Source organism: Burkholderia ubonensis subsp. mesacidophila, from assembly GCF_002097715.1.
Classification (GTDB): Bacteria; Pseudomonadota; Gammaproteobacteria; order Burkholderiales; family Burkholderiaceae; genus Burkholderia; species Burkholderia mesacidophila.
On the sequence record NZ_CP020738.1, the window covers coordinates 2486573 to 2510863 of the forward strand.

The following is a 24291-nucleotide window of genomic DNA, read 5'->3' on the forward strand; positions in this document are numbered from 1 at the left end:
CCGGCATGCGCACGACGGCGACACCCGCCGCGCGACAGGCGCCCGCCACCAGGCGGGCGTCTTCCATGCCGCGTCAAATCGTGCCGTCCACCGTGCCCCCTCCAAGCTTGCGCAGCAACTCCGAGCCGCGCTGCGTCAACCGGGCGATCCTTGCACCGCTCTCGCGCCGCTCGATCTCGACCAGCGCCTGACGCTGAAGCGTCACGAAATCGAGGCGCTGGACTGCCACTTGATACGGGGAACGCTGCACGAGCAGCAACGTGGATAATTCGTGGGGACTGAGCATTCGCTTCTCCAATCGACGTGAGTCGCTATCCAGCCGTCCGAAGCATCCTAGCCGGCAAAAAAAGCCGAACCGCTACCGGCTTGTTTCAACGCGTTACGCCGTTACATTCGCCAAACGGCGCAGCCCCTGTTCATGAGGCCGCGCCGCCGCGTTGTCATCGATCGTATCAAGTGCGCGACACACGTCGAACGATCACGCGTGCGTGACAGTGAGCATCGTCCAGACGAAGACGCGGAAGATGAGGCTATCCGCGCAGCAGCGGCGTGATGATGCGCTCGTGCCGCTCGGCCGTCCACGATGGATGCGGGTCGTCCCAGCCGTTGTCGACGAGGAGCCCGTTGCGGTCGATCGTGAAGTTCACCGGGATGCGCCAGACGCGACCATAGGCGCTGGCGTGCGCACTGCCGAGGAGGCCGACCGGAAAACTCCGGCCGGCCGCCACTTGCCGGACGTCCGCGAGATTCTCCGGCCCGTCCAGGCTGAAGCCGAGCACGCGCAAGCCTTTGGCCGCATGACGCGCGGCATAGGCGGACAACAGCGGCAGTTCGGTTCGGCAGGGCTCGCACCAGGCCGCCCAAATGTTCAGGATGACGACGTTTCAGCGCAGGTCTTCGGTGGAGATGCTTGGTCCATCGTGCGTGTGCAGGACCACTCCGGGCGCGGGACGCGCCGACCGCCAGGCTGCCGGCCGCGCGCAGCCAGTCGCGCCGCATCCGGCTGACCGGCTGGTAACAGGCTAATGGCGCTGCCCGATCTGTGCGCGCAAGCGCAGCAGGACAGCCCCGGCTTCACGGCAGCGCAAGGTCGCTTCGACGCGTGGCTGACCGCTGAAGCGCTCGCCATGCTGGCCGCGCTCGTGATCGCGGCGGTGCTCGGGCATATGTCTGCGACGATCCGCTGACGCCGCCCCGGTCGGACGATGCTAGCGGCCACGCAGCAAGGCCGTCAGACAGTATTTCCCGTAAATCAGGCAATGGTCCGGACCGGCTTCCGGGGCCCCGCTGCCGGACGCGACGTCAGCGGCGGCGCTTCCGGCAACGGGCGTGTGCAAGACGAGGCCCAGGGCCGCCAGCGCGGCAACGAGTGCGAGTGCGCCGGCGACGCACAGTGCGAATGCCTTCTTGTGATGCGGATGCGCGCGATTCATCGCAGTGCCCCCGTGAGCGTCTCCCCAGCGAGTCCGGTCCCCCGATTACCGGCTGGCGCCGGATGCGGGCGACGCCGATGCCGTATCGTTCGCCGAAGCCGAGTCGTCCGAAGCCGCGGCGCTGCCGTCCGATGCGGCGACGGATCCGGATGCCGACGCCGCATTGCCCGGCGTGCTGCCCACGTCATCGTCGTCGGCATGACTGCACGCTGCGAGTGCCATGACTGCCGTCAGCGCTGCGACGTAAAGAAATTTCTTCATGTTTCGATTCCGTTGTTTGCGTGTGAACTGCGTTTGAAAATTCAGGGGCTGCCGCGCGTCGCGGCGACGTGAGGCGCCGGCGTCACGGTACGACTCGCATGGCGCGAATGACGCCGACGAGCAACGACACCCAGACGAGCGACGTCAGGAAACACGCCCACATCACCAGCAAGATGCGCTCGATCAGGCTCAACGGCGCACCGCGCAAAGTGCGTCGAACGCGTGCCAGACGAACGCGAGTATGTCGCCCCGCCAGTCTCAGCGAGCGTGCCGAAGCGGCTCGAATCCGGCTCAAGATGTCCACCCTTTTGTCGACCTGAACGCACGGCGCGCGGCAGGCATGGTTGCAACGCATGCGGGCATGCCGCGCGGCTCGTGCGAGCCGCGCGGCGCCGCGACTACTTCAGGAAAGTCATCTGCACCACCTTCACGACGACCAGCGCAACCGCAATCAGCAGATAACCGCGCAGCACGCCCATCCAGACGCGCTTGGCCAGCGTCAGGTTCGGCGGCGGCAGTTCGTCGAGCGGCGGCATCCGCCATGTGTCACGTGCGCCTTTCGGCCACGCCTGCACCGTGCTCGCGCCGTCCGACGACTCGCGGCGCAGCTTGCGAACGGCAACCGTCGCCGCATAGCCGACGATGGCCAGCAGCGTGCCGCCTGCGAGCAGCTCGAGAATCGTTTCACCGGCCATGTCCGGATACAGCACCGACGCGGTCAGGATGATCGACAGCATCACGAGCACCCAGATGACCGCGCCGGTAAACAGGTTCAGCTTCTTCGAGTTGACCCACGGACCCAGCACCGCCCTGTCGTTGCAGAGCAGCAGCAGGAATACCGTCGCGCTCGGCAGCAGCACGCCGGCCAGCGTCTGCACGGCTTCGGTCAAGAGGCCGAGCGGGCTGCCGGGAATCAGCACGATGGCGGCGGCGGCGGCGATGATGCCGAAATACACCAGATAGAAGCCCTTCGCATCCGTCACGCTGCGATGCAGCGAATGGCGAATCCTGAACACGTCGCCGATCGCGTAAGCGGTCGACAGCGATACCGCGGCTGCGCCGATGACGGCCGCATCGAACAACGCAATGGCAAACAGCACGGCCGCCGTATGGCCCGCGTATTTGTCCAGCCCGGCGATGATGCCGCCGGCGTCGGTAAAGTTGCCGAACTCGGCCTTGCCCGCAAAGAGCTGTGCGCAGAACGCGATCATCGCCACGGCGCCGATCAGCACGAACGCGATGCCGATCCACAGGTCGGCCTTCTCGTACTTCATGAAGCGCGGCGTGATGCGCTTGTCGACCACGTAGCTCTGCTGGAAAAACAGTTGCCACGGCGCCACCGTCGTCCCGACGATACCAATCACGAGCAGCATCACGTCGGAAAGCTTCGAGTGCGCGGGCCAGTTCGGGATGAAGAAATCCCGCGCCATCTGGCCGACCGGCGGGTGGATCGAGACCAGCACCGGCACCAGCAGCAGCATGGTCCACAGCAACGTGGTGCCATAATTCTGCCCGGCCTGCGTGTAGGTACCGAACGCGCCTGCGTCGTTGTCGCCGACCATCACGATGAGGCCGGGGCCGAGAATCGCGAGCAGCGTCCGGAAGCGCGCCCACCAGCTGGTGCGTGGCGCGACGTCGTGGTGGGCGATGGTGCCGAGCGCGCCCTTGATGTCGCCGAGATGCGCGTCGTCGAGGACTGCACTGCGTTCGCGCACAGTGTCGTGCGGCGAGATGTTTGCGGGTGAGAACATTTTCTCTGCTTCCCTGATGAGCAATTAGTAGAACGAAAATGTGCGCCAGCCGGCATGTGCAAGGGCGTGAGTCGTCGAACGACGGGCGTCGTTTGCGCAGGCCGGAGCGGCGCGCCTGCGGTTACGAAACAAGGGCTTTGAGCTTGAGCCAGAAAGCGGCGATCCGGTGCGATTCGCGTGATTTCAGCGACAGCATCGCGGCGTAGCTGGCGCGCGATTCGTCGATATGCGGCAGGTTCGATAGAAGAAGGCCGAAATTCATGATTTTCTCCGTGCGTCCGGCTTGACGCGCTATTGCGAAAAGCCAGCAGACACGGAGACCGGGCGCATCATGGGCGCGGCGACAGAGGTCTACTCACTTTTCTCGATCAATGATGAAAGCAGAGGTGAGCGGCATAAGGGATAACTGTCAGTGCCCGGCATTTCGGCTCCTTATCAACGGTGGTTGCGCACGATTGCTACGTACGCGTTTATCCACGCGCCCAGGAACGAATCGTCCAGGCGCGAACGAGCGTGGCCGCGCGTTGATGCTCGCGACGCAATGCCATGCGGAACGCACGCAAACGCGCGCGCCCATATGGCGCTAATCAACAAGGTGCACGGAGGTACTGCCGGGCGCGCACCGTCTGCCTGATGGCAAGACGGCGGCTGGGAAAAAGGAGCGCGGACGTCCTGCCGATCAGGCAGCGAAACTGGTCGAAGGTCTACAACTACAACTGTCCAAGGTATCAGCCCCTTTTGTGACGACTTTTAAATTCTAGGCGTCATGAGAACGCGAAGTCAACACGATTCGCTAAGCATAACCAAGGTATTTTCAATACATCCTTTCGTCAGCATTGTGTCCTTTCAAATCCCCCCTTTCAGATTCGCAACGACGAAACACAAATGAAAGAAATGCAGGCGGAAACGCAAATCATGCACATCGACGCAACGATTTTCCTGAACATTCAGCATCCGGTTTCATTTATGCGATTTTTACTTGCGCTTTGAAGCGCACCGCGGCCAGGTCAACTGGAAGCGCGACGAGATCGTTGATGGAGAGTGTGATCTCAACGACGCCCCCTTCCCTTCGAGGATCCACGATGAAACGCCCGCCACGCGCTGCTTTCGCATCCGTCGTTTTCGCCATCGCTCAAGCCGCCATGGCGCAGGCGCCGGCAACGGTGCAGCTGGAGGACATGACCTGGACCGAACTGCGCGACAACGTACACGCGGGCAAGACCACGATCCTCGTCCCGATCGGCGGGACCGAGCAAAGCGGACCGTATGTCGCGCTCGGCAAGCACAACGCGCGGGTCAAGGCGCTGTCCGAACGCATCGCGGCCGGCCTCGGCAATGCCATCGTCGCGCCGGTCATCGCCTACGTGCCCGAGGGCAGCTACGCGCCGCCGACCTCTCACATGCGCTTCCCGGGCACGATCACCGTGCCCGACGACGCATTCGAAAAAACGCTCGAGTCCGCGGCCAACGGCTTCAGGATTCACGGTTTCCGGAACATCGTCTTTCTCGGCGATCACGGCGGCTACCAGAACGACATCCGGCAGGCGGTTGCCCGGCTCAACAAATCCTGGGCCGGCTCCGGCGCGCGCGCGTTCGCGCCGCCCGAGTACTACGCCGCCAGCTCCGACGGCTATGCGCAGATCCTGCGCCAGCACGGCGTGCCGGACGCCGATATCGGCACCCACGCGGGGCTCGCCGACACGTCGCTGCTGCTGGCGGTCGCCCCGCAGATGGTGAGGCTCGACAGGCTGCGCGGCGCGCCGAAACCCGGCGCGGCCGATGGCGTCTACGGAGGCGATCCGCGTCACGCCAGTGTCGAGCTCGGCCGGCTGGGCACCGATGCGATCGTGTCGCGCACGATCGATGCCATCAGGAAGGACATCGCTGGCCGCTGACGCACGCGGCCCCAGTCTTCTCATCCAACCGCTCACGGACCTTGTCATGCAAGCGTGCTCCCGCCGCCCCATCCGCTTCTCCCGTCTCGCGATCTTCATGGCCGCCGCGCTCGCCGGGTTCGACGCCGGCGGCGCGCTTGCCGCGCCCGCCGTCACGACCGTGCCCGGCATGCCGCCCGTGTCGAACCCGGCCAATCTTTACGACGACACGCAATCGGGCCACATGAGCACCGCCGTGGCGGGCGCGCTGCCGCGCGTCTACGTGCCGAACCTGCGCTCGAACGACATCTACGTGATCGATCCGGCCACGTTCAAGGTCGTCGACCGATTCCCCGTCGGCCGCAGTCCGCAGCACGTCGTGCCATCGTGGGACCTGCGCACGCTATGGGTCGCCAACAACGCCGAAGGCCGTACCGACGGCAGCCTGACGCCGATCGATCCGAAATCGGGCAAGCCCGGCAAGGAAGTCACGGTGGACGACCCGTACAACATGTATTTCACCCCCGACGGCAAGGAAGCGATCGTCGTGGCCGAAGCGCATGCGCGGCTCGACTTCCGCGATCCGCACACGATGGCGCTCAAGTCGAGCCTCGACGTCCCGCAATGCAAGGGCATCAACCACGCCGACTTTTCCATCGACGGCAGGTACGCGATCTTCACGTGCGAGTTCGGCGGCAAGCTGGCCAGGATCGATCTCGTAAACCGCCAGGTGACCGGCTACCTGGAACTCGACAAGAAGGGCATGCCGCAGGACATCCGCGTGTCGCCGGACGGCAAGGTGTTCTACGTCGCCGACATGATGGCCGACGGCGTGTACCTCGTCGACGGCGACCGCTTCACGAAGACGGGCTTCATCAGGACGGGCGTCGGCGCGCACGGGCTGTATCCGAGCCGCGACGGCACGAAGCTCTACGTGGCCAATCGCGGCTCCAACCTCGTCCACGGGACGCGCCGCGGCAAGGGGAGCGTGTCGGTGCTCGACTTCGCGACGCGCAGCGTGCTCGCGACCTGGCCGATTCCGGGCGGCGGCAGCCCCGACATGGGCAACGTCAGCGCGGACGGCAAGACGCTGTGGCTGTCCGGCCGCTTCGACGACGTGGTCTATGCGATCGACACCACGAGCGGAACGGTCAGGTCGATTCCCGTCGGCATGGAGCCGCACGGCCTGGCGGTCTGGCCGCAACCCGGACGCTTTTCGCTCGGCCACACGGGGAACATGCGTTGACGGAAGACCGTGCCGCCGGTTGCAGGACAGCGGCCGGGCCAACGCCTCCGCCCGCACACACGCGGCACGAGACGTTGCGGCATACTCGTGGCACGATCCGCGAAGCCTGTTCGCTACACGGGAGAAACCACGATGAATTCGAATCTCAGCCGGCGAACGCTGCTTGCCTTCGCGCTCGCCGGCGTTGCCGCGGCGGCCGCCGCCCCCGCGCGGGCCGAAGACACGGTGCGGTGTTTCGGCATCGCGAAGGCTGGCCAGAACGACTGCGCAAGCAAGACCGGTGTGCACGACTGCGCGGGCGAGGCCCGGGTCGACAACGACAAGGGCGACGTCAAGAACGTCCCGAAAGGCACCTGCGTAAGAACGGGCGGCACGACCGGCGCCTGGTTTGCGTGACGACGGCACGCTGATCGTCGCGCGTCCACGCGCGCGGCACCTGCCGGCCCGCCCCAACGCGCCCACCCGGTCCGCTCAGCCGGCCTGCCGCGCGCCCGATCGGCGGCCACCATCGACAATTGCGCTTGCCCTTCCCGCCGCGTCCACCAGATGATCGATGAATGCCCGCACCGTCGCGGGCAGGTGCCTGCGCTGCGGATAGGCGACATACAGCTCCAGCGGCGCGGCCGGCTTGTCGAGCGCGATCGGCACCAGCTCCCCGCGCTCGATCAGGTCGCGGCACGCGGCCTCGACGACGATCGCAAAGCCGACGCCGCGCAGCGCGGCCGCCACCGCAAGCGTGCCGCTGTCGACACGCAGCCGCTCCTGCACACGCAGGGTGATCACGCGCCCGCCCGCGCCCAGGAAACGCCACGGCCGACCGTCCAGCGCGCCGACGGTCGTGATGCACGGCAACGCCTCGAGCGACTCGATGCGTTCCGGACAGCCATGCGCATCGATCACCGACGGCGCCGCGACGACCACGCTCGGCCAGCTCAGCATCGGCTTCACGACGCATGAACTGTCCGGCAACGCCCCGCGGCCGACGATGACCGCCAGATCGAGATCCTCGAGCCCCGTCTCGAGCCCGGCGAGACTCGTCGAGCAGCGCAGGTCCACGGCCGGGTGACGGCACGCGAAATCGGCCACGGCCGCACCGAACAGTTGCGGGCCGACCTCGCTCGGCAGGCTCACGCGCAGCCGGCCCTGCAGGCTGGTCTGCTCGGACGCCAGTTCGTCGAGGGTTTCGTCGAGCGCATCGAGCATCGGCCAGCATCGCTCGAACAGCAGCCGGCCCGCGTCGGTCAACGTCAGGCGGCGCGCGTGCCGCTCGATCAGGCGCGTCTGCAGGCTCGCCTCCAGTTGCGCGACATGCCGGCTCACGTTGGAAGTCGGGATCTGCAATTCCCGCCCGGCCGCGGTGAAGCTGCCTTTCGCCGCCACCGTCGCAAAGACCCGAACCGCATTGAGATTCATCCGCGCCATTCGAGCGTTCTCCTTTTGATCATCGCGTGTTCCATTTCAGCGACTAGGCGACGCGCCCCGCCTGAGGCGACCATCGCGGCTTTGCGTACGAGAAAGCACGAGAGAAGCCCATGGCCGCACCGAATCCGTCAACCGGACAGCACCGTCCGCCCCCTTCCGCACGCGGTATCGCCGTCGTCGTCGCGGCGATCCAGTTCACCAACGCGCTCGAGTACATGGCCGTCAGCCCGCTGTTCCGGCGGATGGCGCCCGACTTCGGCGTACCCGACTCGTACGCGGGCTATGTCACGGGCGTCTATACGCTGACGGCGATCCTGTCGGGGCTCGCCGCGTATTTCCGGTTGAACCGCCATGATCCGCGACGCACGCTGATCGTCACGCTGTCGACGCTCGCCGCGACGACGCTCGCCATCGCCGAAACGCACAGCTTCGCATGGCTGCTCGTGCTGCGCGCGCTGGCCGGCATCGCCGGCGGCATCACGATGGGCTGCGGGCTCGGCGTGTTGCTGGCCTGCGCATCCGCCGCCGAGCGGCCGCGCCTGCTCGCGACGGTCATCGCGTCGTTTTCGCTCGTCAGCATCGTCGGCATCCCGATGGTGCTGCATACGGCCGAACGAGTCGGCTGGCCTGCGGCGTTCCGGCTGATCGCCGCATGCTGCGCCGGCTGCGCGCTCGTCGCGGCGACGCGGATACCCGCGATCGCGCCGCCGGCCGTCCGGCCGCGCGCGCTCGACCTCGACGCCGGGACGGTCCTGCATGCCGCCGCGAACGCCGTCTCGCAATTGCCGTCGCTGCTGATCGTGCCCGTGCTGGCGCCGCTGCTCGCGCTGCTTTCCGCCGATCCGGGCAGCCTGCCGCGGCTCTTCTTCGCGGGCGGCGTCGCCGGCTTCGTCGCATCGCACGCGGCCGGCCGCCTCGCGCGCCGGCTCGGCGAACGGCGGCTCGCGTGGCTCGCGACGGCCGGCATGGTGATCGATATCGCGCTGCTGATGGGCGACGCGATCGGCGCCCAGGGCTTCATGATCGTGTTCATGGCGTCGACCTATGTGCGCCTCGTCGCGACCTCCAGCGTGAGCGCGGCGTTTCCCGCGCCGGAGCGCCGCGCCGGTTTCGGCGCGCTGCAAACGGCGGCGACGCATCTCGGCACGACCGTCGCGTTCGCGCTCAGCGCGTGGCTGCTCGGCGGCCGCACGGTCACGCTCGCCGGCATCGCGCCGCTTCTGTGGGCCAGCCTGATCGGCTCGCTGGCGTTGCCGGCCTATCTCCGCTTGCTGCGTGGCGGGCACGCGTGAAGGCGCACGGCGGCGACGCGGCAGGCGGCGCCGATTCGACGGCTCCGGCGCCGGGTCGCAGGCCGAAGCCCGTCCCGACGGCCTCGCCGACTGTACCTTTCCTCCGCCGAAATCGAGGTCGATAATGATGCTGTTCCTGACCAGCCAGGAGAGACGCCATGACCGAGCGCGCTCCGTCCCCCGACGACCCCGATCTTGCCCAGGGCGTGCCGTTGGCCGATGTTCCCGAAGGCGGCATGATCGCGGGCCATGTCGGCGATGAACCGGTGCTGCTCGTGAGGCAGGCGAACGCATGCTTCGCGGTCGGCGCAACCTGCACGCATTACGGCGCCCCGCTCGCCGACGGCCTGCTGGTCGGCGACACGCTCCGCTGCCCGTGGCATCACGCGTGCTTCAGCGTTCGCACCGGCGAGGTGCTCGGCGCGCCGGCGCTGACCGACCTGACATGCTGGCGCGTCGAGCAGCAGGACGGCAAGGTGTTCGTGCGCGACGCGCTGCCGGCGGGGCCGGCGCCAATCCCGTCAACGGCGTCGGCCGCGGCGCACCCCGAATCGGTGGTGATCGTCGGCGGCGGCGCGGCCGGCAACGCGGCGGCCAGCACGTTGCGGCGGCAAGGCTATCAGGGCCCCATTACGCTGCTGAGTGCCGATCGCGCGTTGCCGTACGACCGGCCGAACCTGTCGAAAGACTATCTCGCCGGCACCGCGCAGCCCGACTGGCTGCCGCTGCATCCTCCGACGTTCTATGCGGATCACGACATCTCCGTGCACTGCGGCATGCGCGCGGTCAGTCTCGAGCCCGGCCGGAAATCCCTCACGTTATCGGACGGCAGCGAGGTCGACTACGGCGCGTTGCTGCTCGCCACCGGCGCCGAACCGGTGCACCTCACGGTCCCCGGCGCCACGCTGGCGCACGTCGCGGTGCTCCGTACGCTGGCCGACTGCAATGCGCTGATCGCGCAGGTTGGCGCTGCACGCCGATGCGTGGTGGTGGGCGCGAGCTTCATCGGGCTCGAAGTCGCGGCTGCGTTGCGCACGCGCGGGCTCGACGTGCAGGTGGTCGCCCCCGAAGCGCGTCCGATGGAGCGGATCCTCGGCGCGGCGCTCGGCGACATGGTCAGGGCGCTGCACGAAGCGCACGGCGTCGTGTTCCATCTGGGGGCGACAGTCGCCGCGATAGAAGTGGATCGCGTGACCTTGTCGACCGGCGTCGCGCTGCCCGCCGACCTGGTCGTCGTCGGAATCGGCGTGCGCCCCGACCTCGCACTCGCCGAGGATGCCGGCCTCGCGACGGATCGCGGCGTGACGGTCGACGCCTTTCTGCAGACGAGCGCACCGGGCGTCTACGCGGCGGGCGACATCGCGCGCTGGCCGGACCCGCGAACCGGCGAGCGCATCCGCGTCGAACACTGGGTGGTCGCCGAGCGCCAGGGCGCGACGGCCGCGCGGAACATCCTCGGCGAGCGGCAGCGCTTCGCGGCGGTGCCGTTCTTCTGGAGCCAGCACTACGACGTGGCGATCAACTACGTCGGCCACGCGGAGCACTGGGATCGCATCGACGTCGACGGCGATCCGGCCGCGCACGATTGCACGGTCACCTACTGGCGCGACGGCCAGCAGCTTGCGGTTGCCACCGTCGGGCGCGACCGGGCGAGTCTCGAAGCGGAAGCCGCGTTCGAGCAAGCGACGCCGGCATGATGGCGATACGCACGACAGGAGGACGCTCACGATGACGACGCAGTTCAAGCTGGGGGACCGGGTCCGCTGGACCGATCACATCGCCGCGCATCGGGGCCGCGTGCTCACGCGCATCGCCGACGAGGACGACGCATGAAGCTCCCGTTCTTCACGGTCGGCCATTCCGACCGCTCGCTCGAAGACTTCATCGGATTGCTGAACGACGCCGACATCGCGCTGCTCGCGGACGTCAGGAAGATGCCGAGGTCGCGCACCAATCCGCAGTTCAACGAAGCGACGCTGCCGGTCGCGCTGGCGCCGTTCGACATCGCCTATGAGCACGTCGCAGCGCTCGGCGGCCTGCGCGGCCCAGCGCGAGCCGTGCCGGACGACGTCAACGGCTTCTGGACCAACGACAGCTTTCATCGCTACGCCGACTACGCACTGTCCGCGGCATTTCGCGCGGGCCTCGATCACCTGATCGAACAGGGGCATCGGCGGCGCTGCGCCGTCATGTGCGCGGAAGCCGTGTGGTGGCGCTGTCACCGGCGCATCGTCGCCGACTATCTGATCGCGCGCGGCGAGACCGTCTTCCACATCATCGGGCCGAACCGCATCGAGCCCGCGCGCCTCACGCCGGGCGCCGCCGTTCAACCGGACGGAACGATCGTCTATCCGCGCAGCGACGCCGACGCCGACATCGAAGCGCCGGACGCGGGTTCGGGCCGGGCCGAATGAATCCGGCGCGCGTCCGGTCGCACGACGTGCGCGCGACCCCGCCGCAGCCGGGCCTTCCGGCGTCCGCGATCCTGCATTACCATCTCGCGTCCGCCGCGCCCGGCCCGGCGTCGTAGCCGGCCCCGCCACCCACGCCATCCTTCCGCTCCCGCACCGATGCTCACGCTCGTCATCCTCGCCGGCCTCTGGGCCGGCCTGCAAAACTCCCTCGCGGGCGGCGGCTCGTTCGTCACGCTGCCCGCGCTGATCGTGTCGGGCCTGTCGCCGCTCTCCGCCAACATCACGTCGACGGTCGCGCTCTTTCCCGCGCAGGTGACGACCGGCTGGGCCAGCCGCCACCATGTGCGGGGCGCGGGCCAGTTGCCGTTTCGCGCGCTGTTCCTGATCAGCATCGTCGGCGGCGCGCTCGGCGGCCTGCTGCTGCTGAAGACGCCGTCGTCGATCTTCTCGCGGCTCGTGCCGTGGCTCGTGCTGTTCGCGACGGCCGTGTTCGCGTGGGGCAGCTTCCTGCGCAGGCCGAGCGAGGAGACGGTCCATCTCGGCCCCGTCCCGACCGCCGTCGCGCAGTTCGCGATCGCGATCTACGGCGGCTACTTCGGCGGGGGCATCGGCTTCCTGATGATGGCGGCGCTGACGATGGCGGGCCTGTCGCCGCGTCACGCGGCCTCGACGAAGAACGCGCTCGCGGGCGTGATGAACGCGTCGGCGGTCGTGCTGTTCCTGACCTCGCCGCACCTGCACTGGCCCGCCGCGCTTGCGCTCGGCGGCGGCGCCGTCGTCGGCGGGCTGTGCGGGTCGTGGGCGCTGCACCGCGTCAACGAGCGGGTGCTGCGGATCGGCATCGTGGGCATCGGCGTCGCGCTGACCATCGGGCTGTTCGTCAGGCCGCTGTGACGCACGCGGCGCACGCCGCGACTGCCGCGCCCCGCCCGTTCAGCCGAATGGCCGCACGCCGATCAGCCAGCCGTGCAGGAACAGCGCGAACACGGCCCAGGCCACGAGCCCGACCGCAATGGCGACCACATTACGGGACGTGTTGCCCGCCGGATAGCGCACGCCGTTGCGGCGATCGCGTGCGCGCGAGGTGAGGAAGTCGACCAGCGACCAGACGAAGAACGCGCCGAACAGCACGACCGCGTGCAGCGTGCCGTTCGCGAGCAGGTGCGCGACGGCCCACACCATCACGCCGGCCAGCATCGGGTGGCCGACGAGCCGCTTGATGCGGTTGCCCGGCACGTACGCCGCCGCGATCAGCACGAACGCGAGCGCGGTCAGCACGCCGGTCAGGTGCCGCACGCCGACCGGCGGCATCCACAGGAAGCTGGCGCCGGCGCGCGCGAGCCCGTAGCCCCAGACGATCAGCACGAAGCCGACGATCGACGCGATCGCATAGCCCCCTTTCCAGCCTTTTTCGCCAAGCCGCGCGATCTGCGCGGACCGCCAGTCGTCCGCGACGATGCGGATCGAATGCACACCAAGAAAGATCACTAAACCAAGAATCAGGACAAGCATCGGCTGTCTCCGTCTGGACGTGAGTGGGGAAGCGTGCGCCACGACAAACGCGCCGATCATAAACGCCGGGCCGGCCGTTGTGAAGCGCGCGGGCTGCGGCAAGCTACCGCCCCTGTCCGTCATCACGGCAACGCCGTAAGCAGGTTGGAGGCGAGAAAGCGAAAGGAGAAAGCCGGACCGACTCACGCCGATCGAACGGCGTCGCGGCAATGGCGCATGCCGCGCCGGGAAACTGCGGCATCCAAACGCCCGCAGTGGGAACTGCTGTAAAAACTAACGCGCGCGCGGCGCTGCCGCTGCGCGCTTCGCCTTGCGCTTCGGCGGCCCTGCCAGCAACGCGGCCCGATACGCGCCGCGACACCAGTCGAACAGCGCGCCCGCATCCTCGAGCACGTCGGCCGGGGTTTCGTAATAACCCTCGAGGTTGACGGTGCGCGTGCGACCCGAATAGGAAAACGGCCCCATCCCGGCCGCGACGAACGCGGGCCGGCTCACGTCGTCGACGCGCAGGAACAGCGACCCGCGCGACATGAACCCGAACATCACGCCGTCGATCCGCAACGCCGCGCCGCTGAAGAATCGCGCGACCTCGACCGTGCCGAGCGCCCCGAGCCGACAGGCGATTTCCTCGCCGTGCGCCTTTTCCGCCTGCCAGCTCATGCGCACTCCGTGCAGCGCTGCGTCCACGCGTCGAGCACCGCGTCGGCGTCGCGGACGATCGCCGCATGGCGATTCAACTGCAACTGCCCTTCAAGCCACGACGCGACATAGTTCGGGATCGTGCCGATCCCGTGCGAATCGTGGCCCGCGAGGTTCGCGCCGACCAGCCGATCGGCGACGAGACGCGCCTCGCGCTCGCTGCTGCCCGCCTGCGCCCGGATCGCGGCGACGAACGCGTGCAGCGGTTCGGCGCGCACGCGCAGCGGGTCGGTTTCGGGCGGCCGCGGCTCGGCCATCGGCGCGTCTCCTCGTAGTCAGCGCGCGGTGGCGATCACGTCGGCGACCGCCGCGGTCAGCTTCTTCGCGTACGGCACGTGCAGGAACTCGTTCGGGCCGTGCGCGTTCGACTTCGGCCCGAGCACGCCGCACACCATGAACTGCGCGGCCGGGAAGCCTGCTTGCAGCACGTTCATCAGCGGGATCGTGCCGCCGAGGCCCATGTAAGCGCAGTCCGCGCCGAAGTGGCGGCGCGACGCGGCGTCGAGCGACGCCGCCAGCCACGGCGCGACGTCGGGCGCCGCCCAGCCGGTCGCCGCCCCCGCGTCGGGCTTGAACGTGACCTTCGCGTTGTACGGCGGGTCGACTTCGAGCAGTTCCTTCAACTGCTGCACGGCCTGCGCGGCGTCGACGAGCGGCGGCAGGCGCAGCGACAGCTTGAACGCGGTGCGCGGACGCAGCACGTTGCCCGCGTCGGCGAGCGGCGGCATGCCCGCCGCGCCCGTCACCGACAGCGACGGCCGCCATGTCGAGTTGAGCAGCGCCTCGCGCGGGTCGGTCGTGGTCGGCAGCACCGGCTTGCCGTCCGCGCCGCACGCCCACGGCAGTCCCTTCCACACCGTGTCGCCGAGAATCGCGGCGGTCGCCTCCGCTTCGCGCAGGCGGCTCGCCGGAATCTCGCAATGGAACCCGCCCGGCAGCAGGTTGCCGTTCTTCGCGTCCTCGAGCCGTTCGAACAGCTGGCGCATCACGCGGAAGCTCGACGGCGCGATGCCGCCGAACACGCCCGAATGCACGCCTTCTTCGAGCACCTCGACCTGCAGGTCGCCGGACACGAGCCCGCGCAGCGACGTCGTGAGCCACATCTGGTCGTAGTTGCCGGCGCCGGAATCGAGGCACACGACGAGCGACACCTGGCCGAGCCGGTCGCGCAGCGCGTCGACGTACGGCAGCAGGTCGTAGCTGCCCGACTCCTCGCAGGTCTCGATCAGGCCGACGCAGCGCGGCCGCTCGATGCCCTGCTCGTCGAGCGCGCCGAGCGCCGCGAGGCTCGCGTAGATCGCATAGCCGTCGTCCGCGCCGCCGCGGCCGTACAGCTTGCCGTTCTCGAACTTCGGCGTCCACGGGCCGAGGTCCGCGCGCCAGCCGTCGAATTCGGGCTGCTTGTCAAGGTGGCCGTACAGCAGGATCGTGTCGGTGCTGCCCGAGCGCGTCGCGGGCGTCTCGAAGAAGATCACCGGCGTGCGGCCCGGCAGACGCACGATCTCGAGCTTCAGGCCCTTGACCGGCTGGCGCTCGGCCCACTGGGCGGCGTCGGTGACGACGCGCTCGAGGTAACCGCGCTTCTCCCAGTCGGGATCGAACGCGGGACTCTTCGCGGGAATCGCGATGTAGTCGGTCAGCGCATGGAGGATTTCATCGTTCCACTTGCGCTCGATGAAGGTAACGAGCTTGTCATGGTCGAGGACGGGGGTAGTGTCGACGGAGGTCATCGTGGGTGCCTGGATCGGGCTGACGAAAAACCAGATGATACGCCGATGACCTCCTGCCCGCGCCCCTTTCCGCGCCGTTCAGTCGGTCTGCGGAAACGCAGCGCGAAGCCCCGCCGCGCAAGCCAGCGCATCGTCCCACAGGCGGCGCGTCAACGCGAGCGCGTCCTCGTCGCGCGCGAGCGCCGCGGCCTCGCCCGCCCACAGCACCGAGAAGTCGTCGCGGCCCTGCCGCTCGAACGCGTGGCGCAGCGGATCGACGACGGCCGTCGCGAGCGGAAACGCGGGCGCGAGCGCGCTCATCGGCCCCTGCTCGCGCATGAAGCGGGTCAGCAGGCCGCGCGCGGGGCGGCCGGTATACAGGTTGGTCAAGCGCGTGCCGTCGTCGCGCGCCGCCTTCACAGCTGCGCGATGCAGCGCCGAGCGGCCGGCCTGCGCCGTCAGCAGGTAGCCGGTGCCGATCTGCACCGCGCGCGCGCCGAGCGCGAACGCGCCCGCGATGCCGCGGCCGTCGGCGATCGCGCCCGCCGCGATCACCGGCGCGCGCACCGCATCGACGATCTGCGGCAGCAAGGCGAACAGGCCCGGCTGCGCATGGATGTCATCGGTCAGGAACATCCCGCGATGGCCGCCCGCCTCGGCGCCTTGCGCGATGATCGCGTCGACGCCGCGCGCGTCGAGCCAGCGCGCTTCCTTGACGGTCGTCGCGGACGAGACGACCAGCGCGCCCGTGCGCCGCACCCGCTCGAGCAGCGCCGCCTCCGGCAGGCCGAAATGGAAGCTCACGACGGCCGGCCGCAGGTCCTCGACGACCGCGCACATCGCGTCGTCGAACGGCGCGCGCCCGGGTCCGCCCTTCCCCGTCGACGGATCGAGTCCGGCTTCGGCGTAGTAGCCCGCGAGCGCCGCGCGCCAGCGCGCGTCCACCGCGTCGTCCGGCGCGTCGTCCGGCGCGGGCGGCGTGTGACAGAAGAAATTGACGTTGAACGGCGCCGGCGTGCGCGCGCGGATCGCCGCGATCTCGTCGCGCAACTGCTGCGGGCCGAGCGCCGCGCAGGCCAGCGAGCCGAGCCCGCCCGCTTCGCAGACGGCGATCGCAAGCGGACTGAAGGAACCGACCATCGGCGCCTGAACCAGCGGCAGGCGCGAAGGCAGCGGGGAAGGCAGCGGCGCGCCGGACGCCGTGCGCGTGCCGTGATCGAGAGCGGAATCGACGATGTTCATGGGCGAAATCGAAATCGGGGTCAAGTAACGCACGATGATACGCCGCAAGGCAATTCGCCGCCGGCGGAGTCGCGCAGCCCGCGAGGCCACCGCGGCACCCCCGGTGAAATTCAGATTTCCTTGAGATTTCTTGTGGCTCGTTCGTCCATTCAATATCGTGCAGCGCGGGTCGCATCCGACGACCGCTCACGATGAACCAAATTTTTCGGCACGAACTTGCTTATGGCGATTGAAATGAATCTCAGAAAACTGGCGCCGCTCGCGGTCGCCCTGGCCTTGGCCGGCTGCGGTGGAGACGCGTCCGTTTCGTCCTTGCCGCAACCGGGTGAAGCGACGACGCAGCAACCGGCCGCGATAGCGAACCTGAACGAAGCGACCTCCGGCAAGCTGGATGCCTTGCTGGCGATACGCGCGGCGCATCAGGGCGACGATGCCGGCCAGCTCGTCGAAGCGCTGTCCCGCGAATTTCTTGGCACGCCTTATCGCGACAACATGCTCAAGGGATCGGCAACCACGCCGGAACAACTGGTGATCGACTTCAGCGGGCTCGATTGCTTTACCTATCTCGACTATGTCGAGGCCGCGAGACGGGCAACGACGAGGACCGAATACGCGAGTCGTCTCGTCCAGACGCGCTACGTGAACGGCGACATCAGCTTCCAGCACCGCCGTCATTTCTTCACCGACTGGGCCGCCCGGCCGCAGGTGCTGGCCGACGACTTGACCGCGTCGATCAGCGCGCGCGCCGCCACGGTCACGAAGCAGCTCAACCGGAAAGGCGACGGCGGCGCGTACCTGCCGGGATTGCCGGTCGTCCAGCGCGACGTCGTGCATATCCCGAGCGAATTCGTCGACGACTACGTCGTCAGCCAGCTTCGGACCGGCGACTTCATCGGCATCTACGCGAAGGCGGACGGCCTCGACGTCACGCACGTCGGCTTCTTCGTCGAAACGCGCGACGGGCCGATGCTGCGCAATGCGTCGTCGAAAAAGGCCAACATGAAAGTCGTCGATTCGCCGTTTCTCGAGTACGTGAAGAACACGCCGGGCATCGTGGTGCTGCGGCCACGCGCGTGAGCGATGGCGTGGCGCCGCCCCGGTCAGCGCGCCGTCACGCCACGACCCATCCCGCGCCGGTACGCGGCCGGACTCGTCGCCGCGATGCGCCGGAAATGCCGGCGCAGCGACTCCTCCGACCCGAAGCCCGCGCGCGCCGCGACCTGCGCGAGCGGCAGCGCCGGATTCGCTTCGAGCAGGTCCTTCGCGACGTTCACGCGTTCGCGGATCAACCACGCGAGCGGCGACATGCCGGTCGCGTCGGCGAACTGCCGCTGCAGCGTGCGCGGGCTCATCGCGGCCTGCGCGGCGAGCGACGCGAGTGTATGCGGCTCGGCCGCGTGCGCGCGCATCCAGTCGATCAGCCTGGCGAGCCGGTCGCTGCCGCCCGGCGCGACCGGACGCGGCACGAACTGCGCCTGGCCGCCGTCGCGATGCGGCGGCAGCACGAGGCGCTGCGCGACGCGATTGGCGATCGCGCCGCCGTGATCGCGGCGCACGAGATGCAGCAGCATGTCGAGCCCCGCCGCCGATCCGGCCGACGTGACGACCTGCCCTTCGTCGATGTACAGCGCGTCCGGATTCACGCGCACCGCCGGATAGCGCGCCTGCAGGCGCTCCGCGTAGCGCCAGTGGGTCGTCGCGGCCAGGCCGTCGAGCACGCCCGCCGCGGCCAGCACGAACACGCCGGAACAGATCGAGCAGAGTCGCGCGCCGCGCCGGTGCGCGGCGCGCAGTTTCTTCAGCAGCGGTTCAGGCGGCAGCTCGTCCGGATCGCGCCAGCCGGGAATCACGATCGTGTCCGCGCGGTCGAGCATCGCGAGCCGGTACGGCGCGGCAACCGTGATGCCGCCGGCCGCGCGCACCGGGCCCGGCTCGCTCGCGCACACCGCGAAGCGATACCAGTCGACGCCCAGTTCCGGGCGTTCGAGCGCGAACAGTTCGACCACGCAGCCGAATTCGAACGTGCAGAGGCGATCGTAGGCGAGCGCGACGACGAGATGGTTTTGCATGGCGCGATGTTACCGGAACTTGTCGATCGCGCCACTGCCGCGCGGCGTGCCGAACCGCGATACTGGCCCCATGTTCACCGCGCATCGCCACCTGGAGAAACCTCGCATGTCCTGCGTCACCGACGTTCCCGCCGCCGACAGCCCCGCCGCCCTCGCGCATTTCGAAGCGTCGCTGCGCTTCGAGACCGATTGCTGGGACGTGCACGACGCGCTCGCGTCCGGCGCGCCCGATTTCGTGCTGCTCGACGTCCGCGGCCCCGAGCAGTTCGCCGCCGGCCACGTGCCCGGCGCCCGCAACCTGCCGCATCGCAAGATCGTCGCGGGCAAGCTCGCCGGCTACCCGGCCGGGACGCTGTTCGTCGTCTACTGCGCCGGGCCGCACTGCAACGGCGCCGCCCGCGCCGCAGTCCGCCTCGCGCGGCTCGGCCGGCCGGTCAAGCTGATGATCGGCGGCATCACGGGCTGGCGCGATGAAGGTTTCGCGTTGCGTAACGAAGCCGGCCCGGCGGACCATCTGGCCGCCTGATCGAATCCAAAAACGCAACAATCAATTGCCGGCACGCGTACGAGAAAAGCGCGACAATCGGTCCCATTGCAGTCCGGATGGAGCAGCAACATGCAGACCGAAGTCCTGATTCAAGCCGCCGGCTCAGTCGCCGCGGTCGCGCTCTATTTTCTGCCGGCGATCATCGCCGACCGGCGCCGCCGCCACGACAAGCTGACGATCGCGCTGTTCAACGCGCTGTTCGCGTGGACCGGCATCGGCTGGCTGATGACCCTGTACTGGGCCTGCCAGCCGAATCCGCAAGCCGACGTCGCGCAGACGATCCTCGCCCAGCGCCGCGGCATCAGCATGCGCACCTTCTCGACCGGCCTCATCGAACGCGTGCAGCGCCGCGTCGCCGCCCAGGAGGAATGGGCGCAGAAGCAGGGCTGCCGCTGAACGCCAACTCCTGTCGTTCACTCATCGCACCGCCTCGAACTTCGGCATCCTGACGTTGGTCGAGTCCCGGTAGCGCCAGCCCGGCGCGTCGCCCGGCGGCAAGCCGCCGCCGCGCAACAGCGCCCTGATCGCCCCCACCGTCACCGCCCGCGCGATCCGCTCGCCAGGACAGCCGTGCGGCCCCGCGCCGAAGCCGAACCCGGGCCCCGGCGGCCGGTCCGGCACGAAACGGTGCGGATCGCGCTGCACGGCCGGATCGCGGTTCGCCGCCGCGAGCACGACCAGGATCGCGTCGCCCGCGTCGACGGTCACGCCGTCCAGCGTCGTGCGCGCCGCAACGAAGCGGCGTGTGTTCTGCACCGGCGCGTCGAAACGCGCGACTTCCGCGACGAACGCATCGAGCGTCGCGTCGTCCGTCACCGGCGGTTCTCCGGCGGGACGCTTGGCCGGGTCGAGCCACGCGGCCGTCGCCTCGCAAGTCTGCGACAGCAACCCGACCAGATTCGCGATCAGCGCGCCGCTCGCGTGCCAGCCGGCCTCGTGCGCGGCGCATTGCACCGCCGCGACGAGGCTGCTGTCGTCCGCGCGCGCCGCGGCGACGAGTGCCGTCATCCGCTCGAGCAGCCGCCCGGCCGCGTCGCTTGCACGGGCCAGTTGCGCCGCCGTCGACAGCGGCGACAGCGCGGCGACGAAGTCGGTCACCCACGCGGCGACGTCATCCAGCTGCGCGTCGTCGAAACCGAGCAGCTCGGCCACCGCGCACACCGGCACCGTCAGGCACCACGCATTCAGCGCATCCGGCGCCGCGTGCGCCGGCAAGCGCTGCGCGGCGAGCGCGGCCGTGCGGCGGCGCAACGCGCCGGCGTCGACCGACGCGAGCGCCGCCTGCATTGCCCGCTTCGGCGCGTCGTGCCGCAGCGCGCCGTCGTTCATGCGGATCAGCTGGCCGAACAGCTCGCCCGCCGTCGTGCCGCGCAACGCGGGCGGCACCGGCGCGGCGAGCGGCCGGACCCGGCACGCGGGATGGCCGAGCACGGCGCTCACGGTCGCGGCGCGGCTCGCCACCCACAAGCCGAGCGTCGCGTCGAACACGAGCGGCGGCCCGTCGACGAGCGCCGCATAGTAGGGGTAGGGATCGCGGTGCGTGACCGCGGCAATCGGATCGGTCGGGTTCATGCACGCAGTATCGGCCCGGCCGCGCGCCGCATGTTTCCGGCCGGCGTGAAACGTCGATGCAGCCGGCGCCGCCGCCTGGCCGGGCCGCCGACCGCGCGATTTGCCCGGGTGCGCGCTATGCGGCGGACCGGTAGCGCTGCGCCTGCATCCTCACGCGCACCCGGCCGGCCGAAATCGCGCGCGGTTCCGGCACGACCGTCTCGTGATGGAACATCTCCTGCCGGAAGTGCCCGCTGTCGTCGAACCACTGGCAAATCAGCCAGTCGGCGTCGTCAAACACGACCGGGCCGGCATAGATCACCGTCATGCGCGGCCCGCCGGTTTTCAACGTCACGACGTCGCCGACGCGAAACCGGGTACGGTGCATATCTCGGATCGTCATGGCTCTCTCAGAAAATTTATATATTCATTTTCCGGCGCCCTTCCGCCGGTATTTTTACATCGCCATGGAGATTATCAATCACAATAAAAACCGGCAACTGCCAGATGCAAAAAAACACAAAATACACCCCGCAAACGCCCGCCAGCCGGGCGATTTACCGGAATGATCCGCGGGAATCTGCCGCTTCTGCTTATAAACCCTGATCAAAAAGACAGGGGACCGGGATTTCGGCGCGCCCCTGTTGGCCAGCAGTTATTTAATCGAAAGCCGCCACGATTGATTAACGTCAATCGGAATTTCGGCTGGAAACGATCCCACGCTTAATTTCGGCGTCAGTTTTCGAACGATAGCGGCAGATTATTCTCCGCGGCGAACCAATGGTCGAGCTGGCGCGACGGAATCGCGTCATTCGCGAACAAAAACGTGCCGTCCCGCATCATTTCCGTCGCGCCGCGCAGGAAGGCGCCGAGCGCGGCCCGCGCCAGCGCGCTGCCCACGCTCATGCGCTTCACGCCCAGCGCCGCGAGCGCATCGACGCTGAGCGACACACCCTGCAGCCCCATCACGACGTTGACCGGCGCGTCGACCGCGCGCGTGAGCTCGGCGATCTCGCCGGGATCGCTCAGGCCCGGCGCGTACAGCACGTCGGCGCCCGCGTCGCGATACGCGACGAGGCGCGCGATCGTGTCGGCCAGGTCGCGCCGGCCGTGCAGGTAGTTTTCGCAACGCGCGGTCAGCGTGAACGGGAACGGCAGCGCACGCGCCGCGGCGACCGCCGCCGCGATGCGCTCGACCGCCGCGTCGTGCGGATAGATCGGCGCGTCGGCGCGGCCCGTCGCGTCCTCGATCGAGCCGCCGACCGCACCGGCCTCGGCGGCGAGCCGGATCGTCTCGGCGACCGTGTCCGGCGCGTCGCCAAAGCCGTTCTCGAGGTCCGCGCTCACCGGCAAGCCGCCTGCCGCGGCGATCTCGGCGATATGCGCCAGCATCGCGTCGAGGCCGACCGCGTTGTCCGGCAGCCCGCGCGCATACGCGTAGCCGGCGCTCGTCGTCGCCAGCGCGCGGAAGCCGGCCATCGCGAGCAGGCGCGCGGTGCCGGCATCCCACGGATTCGGCAGGATGAACGCGCCGGGCTGCGCATGCAGCGCGCGGAATGCGTGCGCGTGGCGGGACTGAAGGTCAGGATGGGTCATCGCGGGCTCCGTCGGAATGGGGAAGCCCCAGCATACGCGCGTGGCGTGCAGCGACGATTCGGCGCGCGTTGAAATGTGGATGCGCGAAGCGGGCGGGCCGCGCTTCGCCATCCATCGGAATCAGGCCACGTAGGCGCCCTTCGCGTGCAGTTCGGCTTCCGCGCGTTCGAGCTCGGCGATCGCGTCGCTGCCCTCGAGCGCGAGCAGCTGCGCGACGAGCGCTTCGGTGAGCGCATGCGCGGCGACGAGCGACGGGAAGAACGACGGGCTGTCGTGCGTGAAGATCAGTTGCGCATCGGCATGCAGCGCGATCGGCGACACCGCGCTGTCGGTGATCGCGACGATCCGGCTGCCCTGCGCCTTCGCGGCCTGCGCGACGCGCGTCGCCTCCGCCGAATACGGCGCGAAGCTGACGATCACGGTCACGCTGTGCTTCGCGATCGTGCGCAGTTCCATTTCGAGCGAGCCGGCGACGCCGGCGAGCAGCGACACGGTCGGCCGGAACAGCCGGTAGCCGTACACGAGCCCGAACGCGACCGGGTAGCACGAGCGGAATCCCGCGACGTGCACGTGCGATGCCTTGCGGATCAGCTTCGCCGCTTCGGCGAGTGCGTCCGCGTTTTGCGCGGCGGTCGCGGCGAGGTTGTGCTGCTGCGCGGCGAGCAGGTCGTGCGCGAGCGACGCCTTCGCGTCGGGCCGCACGAGCGAGCGCGCGCGCTGCGTCAACGGCTCGGGGCGCGTGCGCACGCGCGCGACGCACAGGTCGCGCAACTCGTTCCAGCCGGGGAAACCGAATTGCTGCGCGAGCCGCACGAGCGACGCGGGCTGCACCTGCGCGCGCTGCGCGACCTTGCGCATCGACGACACGGCGACTTCGTCGGGATGATCGAGCAGGAATGCCGCGCCCGCCTGGAATTGCGGGCTCAGCTCGGAAAATTGCGCCCGGATCCGGGACGCGAGTTCGTCGAAATTGGCGGCCATCTTGGTGAGAACGGGAACCGGTCGCTCATGGTATCACCGGCCCCGTCCGCGCCCGTCAGCGCACCACGTCGATCCGGTCGGCGTCGACCTTCACGCGGCCCGACCATTTACGCTCGAATTCGCCGGTCAGCTTCACTTCGCTCTTGTCGCTGACGGGCTGGCCGCCGGCCCACAGCTTGTCGTCGATCTCGACGCGGATCGTGCCGGTCGCATCGGCGAATTCGTAGTCCTCGCCGCCGACGTGCTTGACGATGCGGCCCTGCAGCTGCACGTGCTGATCGTCCTTGCCGTTCGCGAGCAGTTCCTTCACGGTGGTGGGCGTCAGCGCGGACGGCCCGGTGTATTGCGCATAGACGGCGGCCGGCAGCGCGGCGAGCGCGATCGTCAGGATTCTGGCCAGTTGCTTCATGATGAGCTCCATTTGTTGTCGTGATGCCGCGTTCCCGATGAACGCGACGCCCGCAGATTACGGAACGTAAGATTAAGCAAAGCTGAAGGCCACGGCGACGCGACGTGGAGACGCATTGGACGAGTACGAAGCCGCCTTTCACGACATGCGCGGGATTTTGCCGCGCAACCTCAATGTCTCGCACCGGCGTGGCCGGCACCTGAATTTGTGCAGCAACCTGCTGCACAATTGCTCGCCTCGCTTAAGCTCCCGCTAAGACGCCCGCGCTTATCATGGGCGCATC

Annotated in this window: 27 protein-coding genes and 2 pseudogenes; 12 read left to right on the plus strand and 17 right to left on the minus strand. The window is 68.7% G+C overall.

The features are described from left to right. Nucleotides 1–73: 73 nt before the first annotated feature. Both B7P44_RS28655 and B7P44_RS28660 read right to left on the minus strand, forming a co-directional pair. Nucleotides 74–286, minus strand: coding sequence for a hypothetical protein (locus B7P44_RS28655; protein ID WP_096645118.1), 213 nt, complete (start codon nucleotides 284–286; stop codon nucleotides 74–76). A gap of 244 nt (nucleotides 287–530) precedes the next feature. After that, nucleotides 531–999: pseudogene (locus B7P44_RS28660) on the minus strand (peroxiredoxin family protein). Nucleotides 1000–1025: 26 nt separating this feature from the next. Between B7P44_RS28660 and B7P44_RS36790 the strand changes: the two are divergent. Continuing rightward, the gene (locus B7P44_RS36790; protein WP_157721111.1) at nucleotides 1026–1187 is read left to right on the plus strand and encodes a hypothetical protein; all 162 of its coding nucleotides are present in this window, start codon (nucleotides 1026–1028) and stop codon (nucleotides 1185–1187) included. Nucleotides 1188–1208: 21 nt separating this feature from the next. On the opposite strand, the gene B7P44_RS28665 is transcribed toward B7P44_RS36790, so the two are convergent. The 3 genes from B7P44_RS28665 to B7P44_RS37270 form a co-directional block, all read right to left on the minus strand. Beyond that, nucleotides 1209–1433, minus strand: coding sequence for a hypothetical protein (locus B7P44_RS28665; RefSeq protein WP_084909249.1), 225 nt, complete (start codon nucleotides 1431–1433; stop codon nucleotides 1209–1211). A 659-nt stretch (nucleotides 1434–2092) separates the two neighbouring features. Next, nucleotides 2093–3445: an NRAMP family divalent metal transporter gene (locus tag B7P44_RS28675; protein WP_084909251.1), complete on the minus strand. Its 1353-nt coding sequence runs from the start codon at nucleotides 3443–3445 to the stop codon at nucleotides 2093–2095. Between the two features lie 121 nt (nucleotides 3446–3566). Further along, a complete protein-coding gene (locus B7P44_RS37270) occupies nucleotides 3567–3707 on the minus strand; it encodes a hypothetical protein (protein WP_167389829.1) in 141 nt (46 codons plus the stop codon). Nucleotides 3708–4527: 820 nt separating this feature from the next. On the opposite strand from B7P44_RS37270, the gene B7P44_RS28680 reads away from it, so the two are divergent. The 3 genes from B7P44_RS28680 to B7P44_RS28690 all read left to right on the plus strand — a co-directional run bounded on the left by B7P44_RS28680 (nucleotide 4528) and on the right by B7P44_RS28690 (nucleotide 6961). Then, on the plus strand, nucleotides 4528–5340 hold the full coding sequence (locus B7P44_RS28680; RefSeq protein WP_084909252.1) for a creatininase family protein: 813 nt from the start codon (nucleotides 4528–4530) through the stop codon (nucleotides 5338–5340). 46 nt (nucleotides 5341–5386) lie between these two features. Beyond that, the gene (locus B7P44_RS28685; protein ID WP_084909253.1) at nucleotides 5387–6565 is read left to right on the plus strand and encodes a YncE family protein; all 1179 of its coding nucleotides are present in this window, start codon (nucleotides 5387–5389) and stop codon (nucleotides 6563–6565) included. A gap of 132 nt (nucleotides 6566–6697) precedes the next feature. Then, nucleotides 6698–6961 (plus strand): BufA1 family periplasmic bufferin-type metallophore, encoded by a 264-nt coding sequence (locus B7P44_RS28690; RefSeq protein WP_084909254.1) that lies wholly within the window; start codon nucleotides 6698–6700, stop codon nucleotides 6959–6961. Nucleotides 6962–7036: 75 nt separating this feature from the next. Here the strand turns inward: B7P44_RS28690 and B7P44_RS28695 are convergent, their stop codons facing one another. Continuing rightward, on the minus strand, nucleotides 7037–7987 hold the full coding sequence (locus B7P44_RS28695) for a LysR family transcriptional regulator (protein ID WP_084909255.1): 951 nt from the start codon (nucleotides 7985–7987) through the stop codon (nucleotides 7037–7039). Between the two features lie 110 nt (nucleotides 7988–8097). Here B7P44_RS28695 and B7P44_RS28700 point away from each other — a divergent pair, with 110 nt between their 5' ends. The 4 genes from B7P44_RS28700 to B7P44_RS28715 all read left to right on the plus strand — a co-directional run bounded on the left by B7P44_RS28700 (nucleotide 8098) and on the right by B7P44_RS28715 (nucleotide 12587). Further along, entirely contained in the window at nucleotides 8098–9279 is a 1182-nt protein-coding gene (locus tag B7P44_RS28700; protein WP_084909256.1) for an MFS transporter, read from the plus strand. A gap of 158 nt (nucleotides 9280–9437) precedes the next feature. After that, nucleotides 9438–10976: an FAD-dependent oxidoreductase gene (locus tag B7P44_RS28705; RefSeq protein ID WP_084909257.1), complete on the plus strand. Its 1539-nt coding sequence runs from the start codon at nucleotides 9438–9440 to the stop codon at nucleotides 10974–10976. A 132-nt stretch (nucleotides 10977–11108) separates the two neighbouring features. Continuing rightward, nucleotides 11109–11693, plus strand: a complete 585-nt coding sequence (locus B7P44_RS28710) for a DUF488 domain-containing protein (protein WP_084909258.1) — start codon at nucleotides 11109–11111, stop codon at nucleotides 11691–11693. A gap of 156 nt (nucleotides 11694–11849) precedes the next feature. Beyond that, nucleotides 11850–12587 carry a sulfite exporter TauE/SafE family protein gene (locus tag B7P44_RS28715; protein ID WP_084909259.1) on the plus strand — a complete coding sequence of 246 codons (738 nt, stop codon included), beginning with the start codon at nucleotides 11850–11852 and terminating at the stop codon, nucleotides 12585–12587. Between the two features lie 39 nt (nucleotides 12588–12626). On the opposite strand, the gene B7P44_RS28720 is transcribed toward B7P44_RS28715, so the two are convergent. The 5 genes and pseudogenes from B7P44_RS28720 to B7P44_RS28740 all read right to left on the minus strand — a co-directional run bounded on the left by B7P44_RS28720 (nucleotide 12627) and on the right by B7P44_RS28740 (nucleotide 16855). Further along, the gene (locus tag B7P44_RS28720) at nucleotides 12627–13205 is read right to left on the minus strand and encodes an NnrU family protein (RefSeq protein ID WP_084909260.1); all 579 of its coding nucleotides are present in this window, start codon (nucleotides 13203–13205) and stop codon (nucleotides 12627–12629) included. 273 nt (nucleotides 13206–13478) lie between these two features. After that, a complete protein-coding gene (locus B7P44_RS28725) occupies nucleotides 13479–13865 on the minus strand; it encodes a TfoX/Sxy family protein (RefSeq protein WP_084910077.1) in 387 nt (128 codons plus the stop codon). Between the two features lie 32 nt (nucleotides 13866–13897). Beyond that, nucleotides 13898–14161 (minus strand): annotated as a pseudogene (locus B7P44_RS28730) (Ldh family oxidoreductase); the annotation flags it as partial. Between the two features lie 18 nt (nucleotides 14162–14179). Then, nucleotides 14180–15634 (minus strand): M20 family metallopeptidase, encoded by a 1455-nt coding sequence (locus tag B7P44_RS28735; protein ID WP_084909262.1) that lies wholly within the window; start codon nucleotides 15632–15634, stop codon nucleotides 14180–14182. Nucleotides 15635–15712: 78 nt separating this feature from the next. Beyond that, the gene (locus B7P44_RS28740) at nucleotides 15713–16855 is read right to left on the minus strand and encodes an NAD(P)H-dependent flavin oxidoreductase (RefSeq protein ID WP_084909263.1); all 1143 of its coding nucleotides are present in this window, start codon (nucleotides 16853–16855) and stop codon (nucleotides 15713–15715) included. A 234-nt stretch (nucleotides 16856–17089) separates the two neighbouring features. Here B7P44_RS28740 and B7P44_RS28745 point away from each other — a divergent pair, with 234 nt between their 5' ends. Beyond that, nucleotides 17090–17932 carry a DUF1460 domain-containing protein gene (locus tag B7P44_RS28745; protein ID WP_167389830.1) on the plus strand — a complete coding sequence of 281 codons (843 nt, stop codon included), beginning with the start codon at nucleotides 17090–17092 and terminating at the stop codon, nucleotides 17930–17932. A 23-nt stretch (nucleotides 17933–17955) separates the two neighbouring features. On the opposite strand, the gene ftrA is transcribed toward B7P44_RS28745, so the two are convergent. Beyond that, the gene (gene ftrA, locus B7P44_RS28750; RefSeq protein WP_084909265.1) at nucleotides 17956–18924 is read right to left on the minus strand and encodes a transcriptional regulator FtrA; all 969 of its coding nucleotides are present in this window, start codon (nucleotides 18922–18924) and stop codon (nucleotides 17956–17958) included. A gap of 106 nt (nucleotides 18925–19030) precedes the next feature. Here ftrA and B7P44_RS28755 point away from each other — a divergent pair, with 106 nt between their 5' ends. Together B7P44_RS28755 and B7P44_RS28760 are read left to right on the plus strand one after the other, a co-directional pair. After that, nucleotides 19031–19450 carry a rhodanese-like domain-containing protein gene (locus tag B7P44_RS28755; RefSeq protein WP_084910078.1) on the plus strand — a complete coding sequence of 140 codons (420 nt, stop codon included), beginning with the start codon at nucleotides 19031–19033 and terminating at the stop codon, nucleotides 19448–19450. 90 nt (nucleotides 19451–19540) lie between these two features. Continuing rightward, complete coding sequence (locus B7P44_RS28760) at nucleotides 19541–19867, plus strand: superinfection immunity protein (protein WP_084909266.1); 327 nt, start codon at nucleotides 19541–19543, stop codon at nucleotides 19865–19867. Between the two features lie 21 nt (nucleotides 19868–19888). Here B7P44_RS28760 and B7P44_RS28765 read toward each other — a convergent pair whose 3' ends face one another. Both B7P44_RS28765 and B7P44_RS28770 read right to left on the minus strand, forming a co-directional pair. Then, nucleotides 19889–21043, minus strand: a complete 1155-nt coding sequence (locus B7P44_RS28765; RefSeq protein WP_084909267.1) for a cytochrome P450 — start codon at nucleotides 21041–21043, stop codon at nucleotides 19889–19891. 115 nt (nucleotides 21044–21158) lie between these two features. Then, a complete protein-coding gene (locus tag B7P44_RS28770; protein WP_029226212.1) occupies nucleotides 21159–21425 on the minus strand; it encodes a YodC family protein in 267 nt (88 codons plus the stop codon). Here B7P44_RS28770 and B7P44_RS36795 point away from each other — a divergent pair. Further along, a complete protein-coding gene (locus B7P44_RS36795) occupies nucleotides 21424–21591 on the plus strand; it encodes a hypothetical protein (protein ID WP_157721112.1) in 168 nt (55 codons plus the stop codon). The genes B7P44_RS28770 and B7P44_RS36795 overlap by 2 nt on opposite strands. 166 nt (nucleotides 21592–21757) lie before the next feature. Here the strand turns inward: B7P44_RS36795 and B7P44_RS28775 are convergent, their stop codons facing one another. The 3 genes from B7P44_RS28775 to B7P44_RS28785 form a co-directional block, all read right to left on the minus strand. Then, the gene (locus B7P44_RS28775) at nucleotides 21758–22618 is read right to left on the minus strand and encodes an isocitrate lyase/PEP mutase family protein (RefSeq protein ID WP_084910079.1); all 861 of its coding nucleotides are present in this window, start codon (nucleotides 22616–22618) and stop codon (nucleotides 21758–21760) included. Nucleotides 22619–22738: 120 nt separating this feature from the next. Further along, nucleotides 22739–23599 (minus strand): MurR/RpiR family transcriptional regulator, encoded by an 861-nt coding sequence (locus B7P44_RS28780; RefSeq protein WP_084909268.1) that lies wholly within the window; start codon nucleotides 23597–23599, stop codon nucleotides 22739–22741. A 55-nt stretch (nucleotides 23600–23654) separates the two neighbouring features. Further along, nucleotides 23655–24008 carry a YgiW/YdeI family stress tolerance OB fold protein gene (locus B7P44_RS28785; RefSeq protein WP_084910080.1) on the minus strand — a complete coding sequence of 118 codons (354 nt, stop codon included), beginning with the start codon at nucleotides 24006–24008 and terminating at the stop codon, nucleotides 23655–23657. Nucleotides 24009–24291 lie beyond the last annotated feature (283 nt).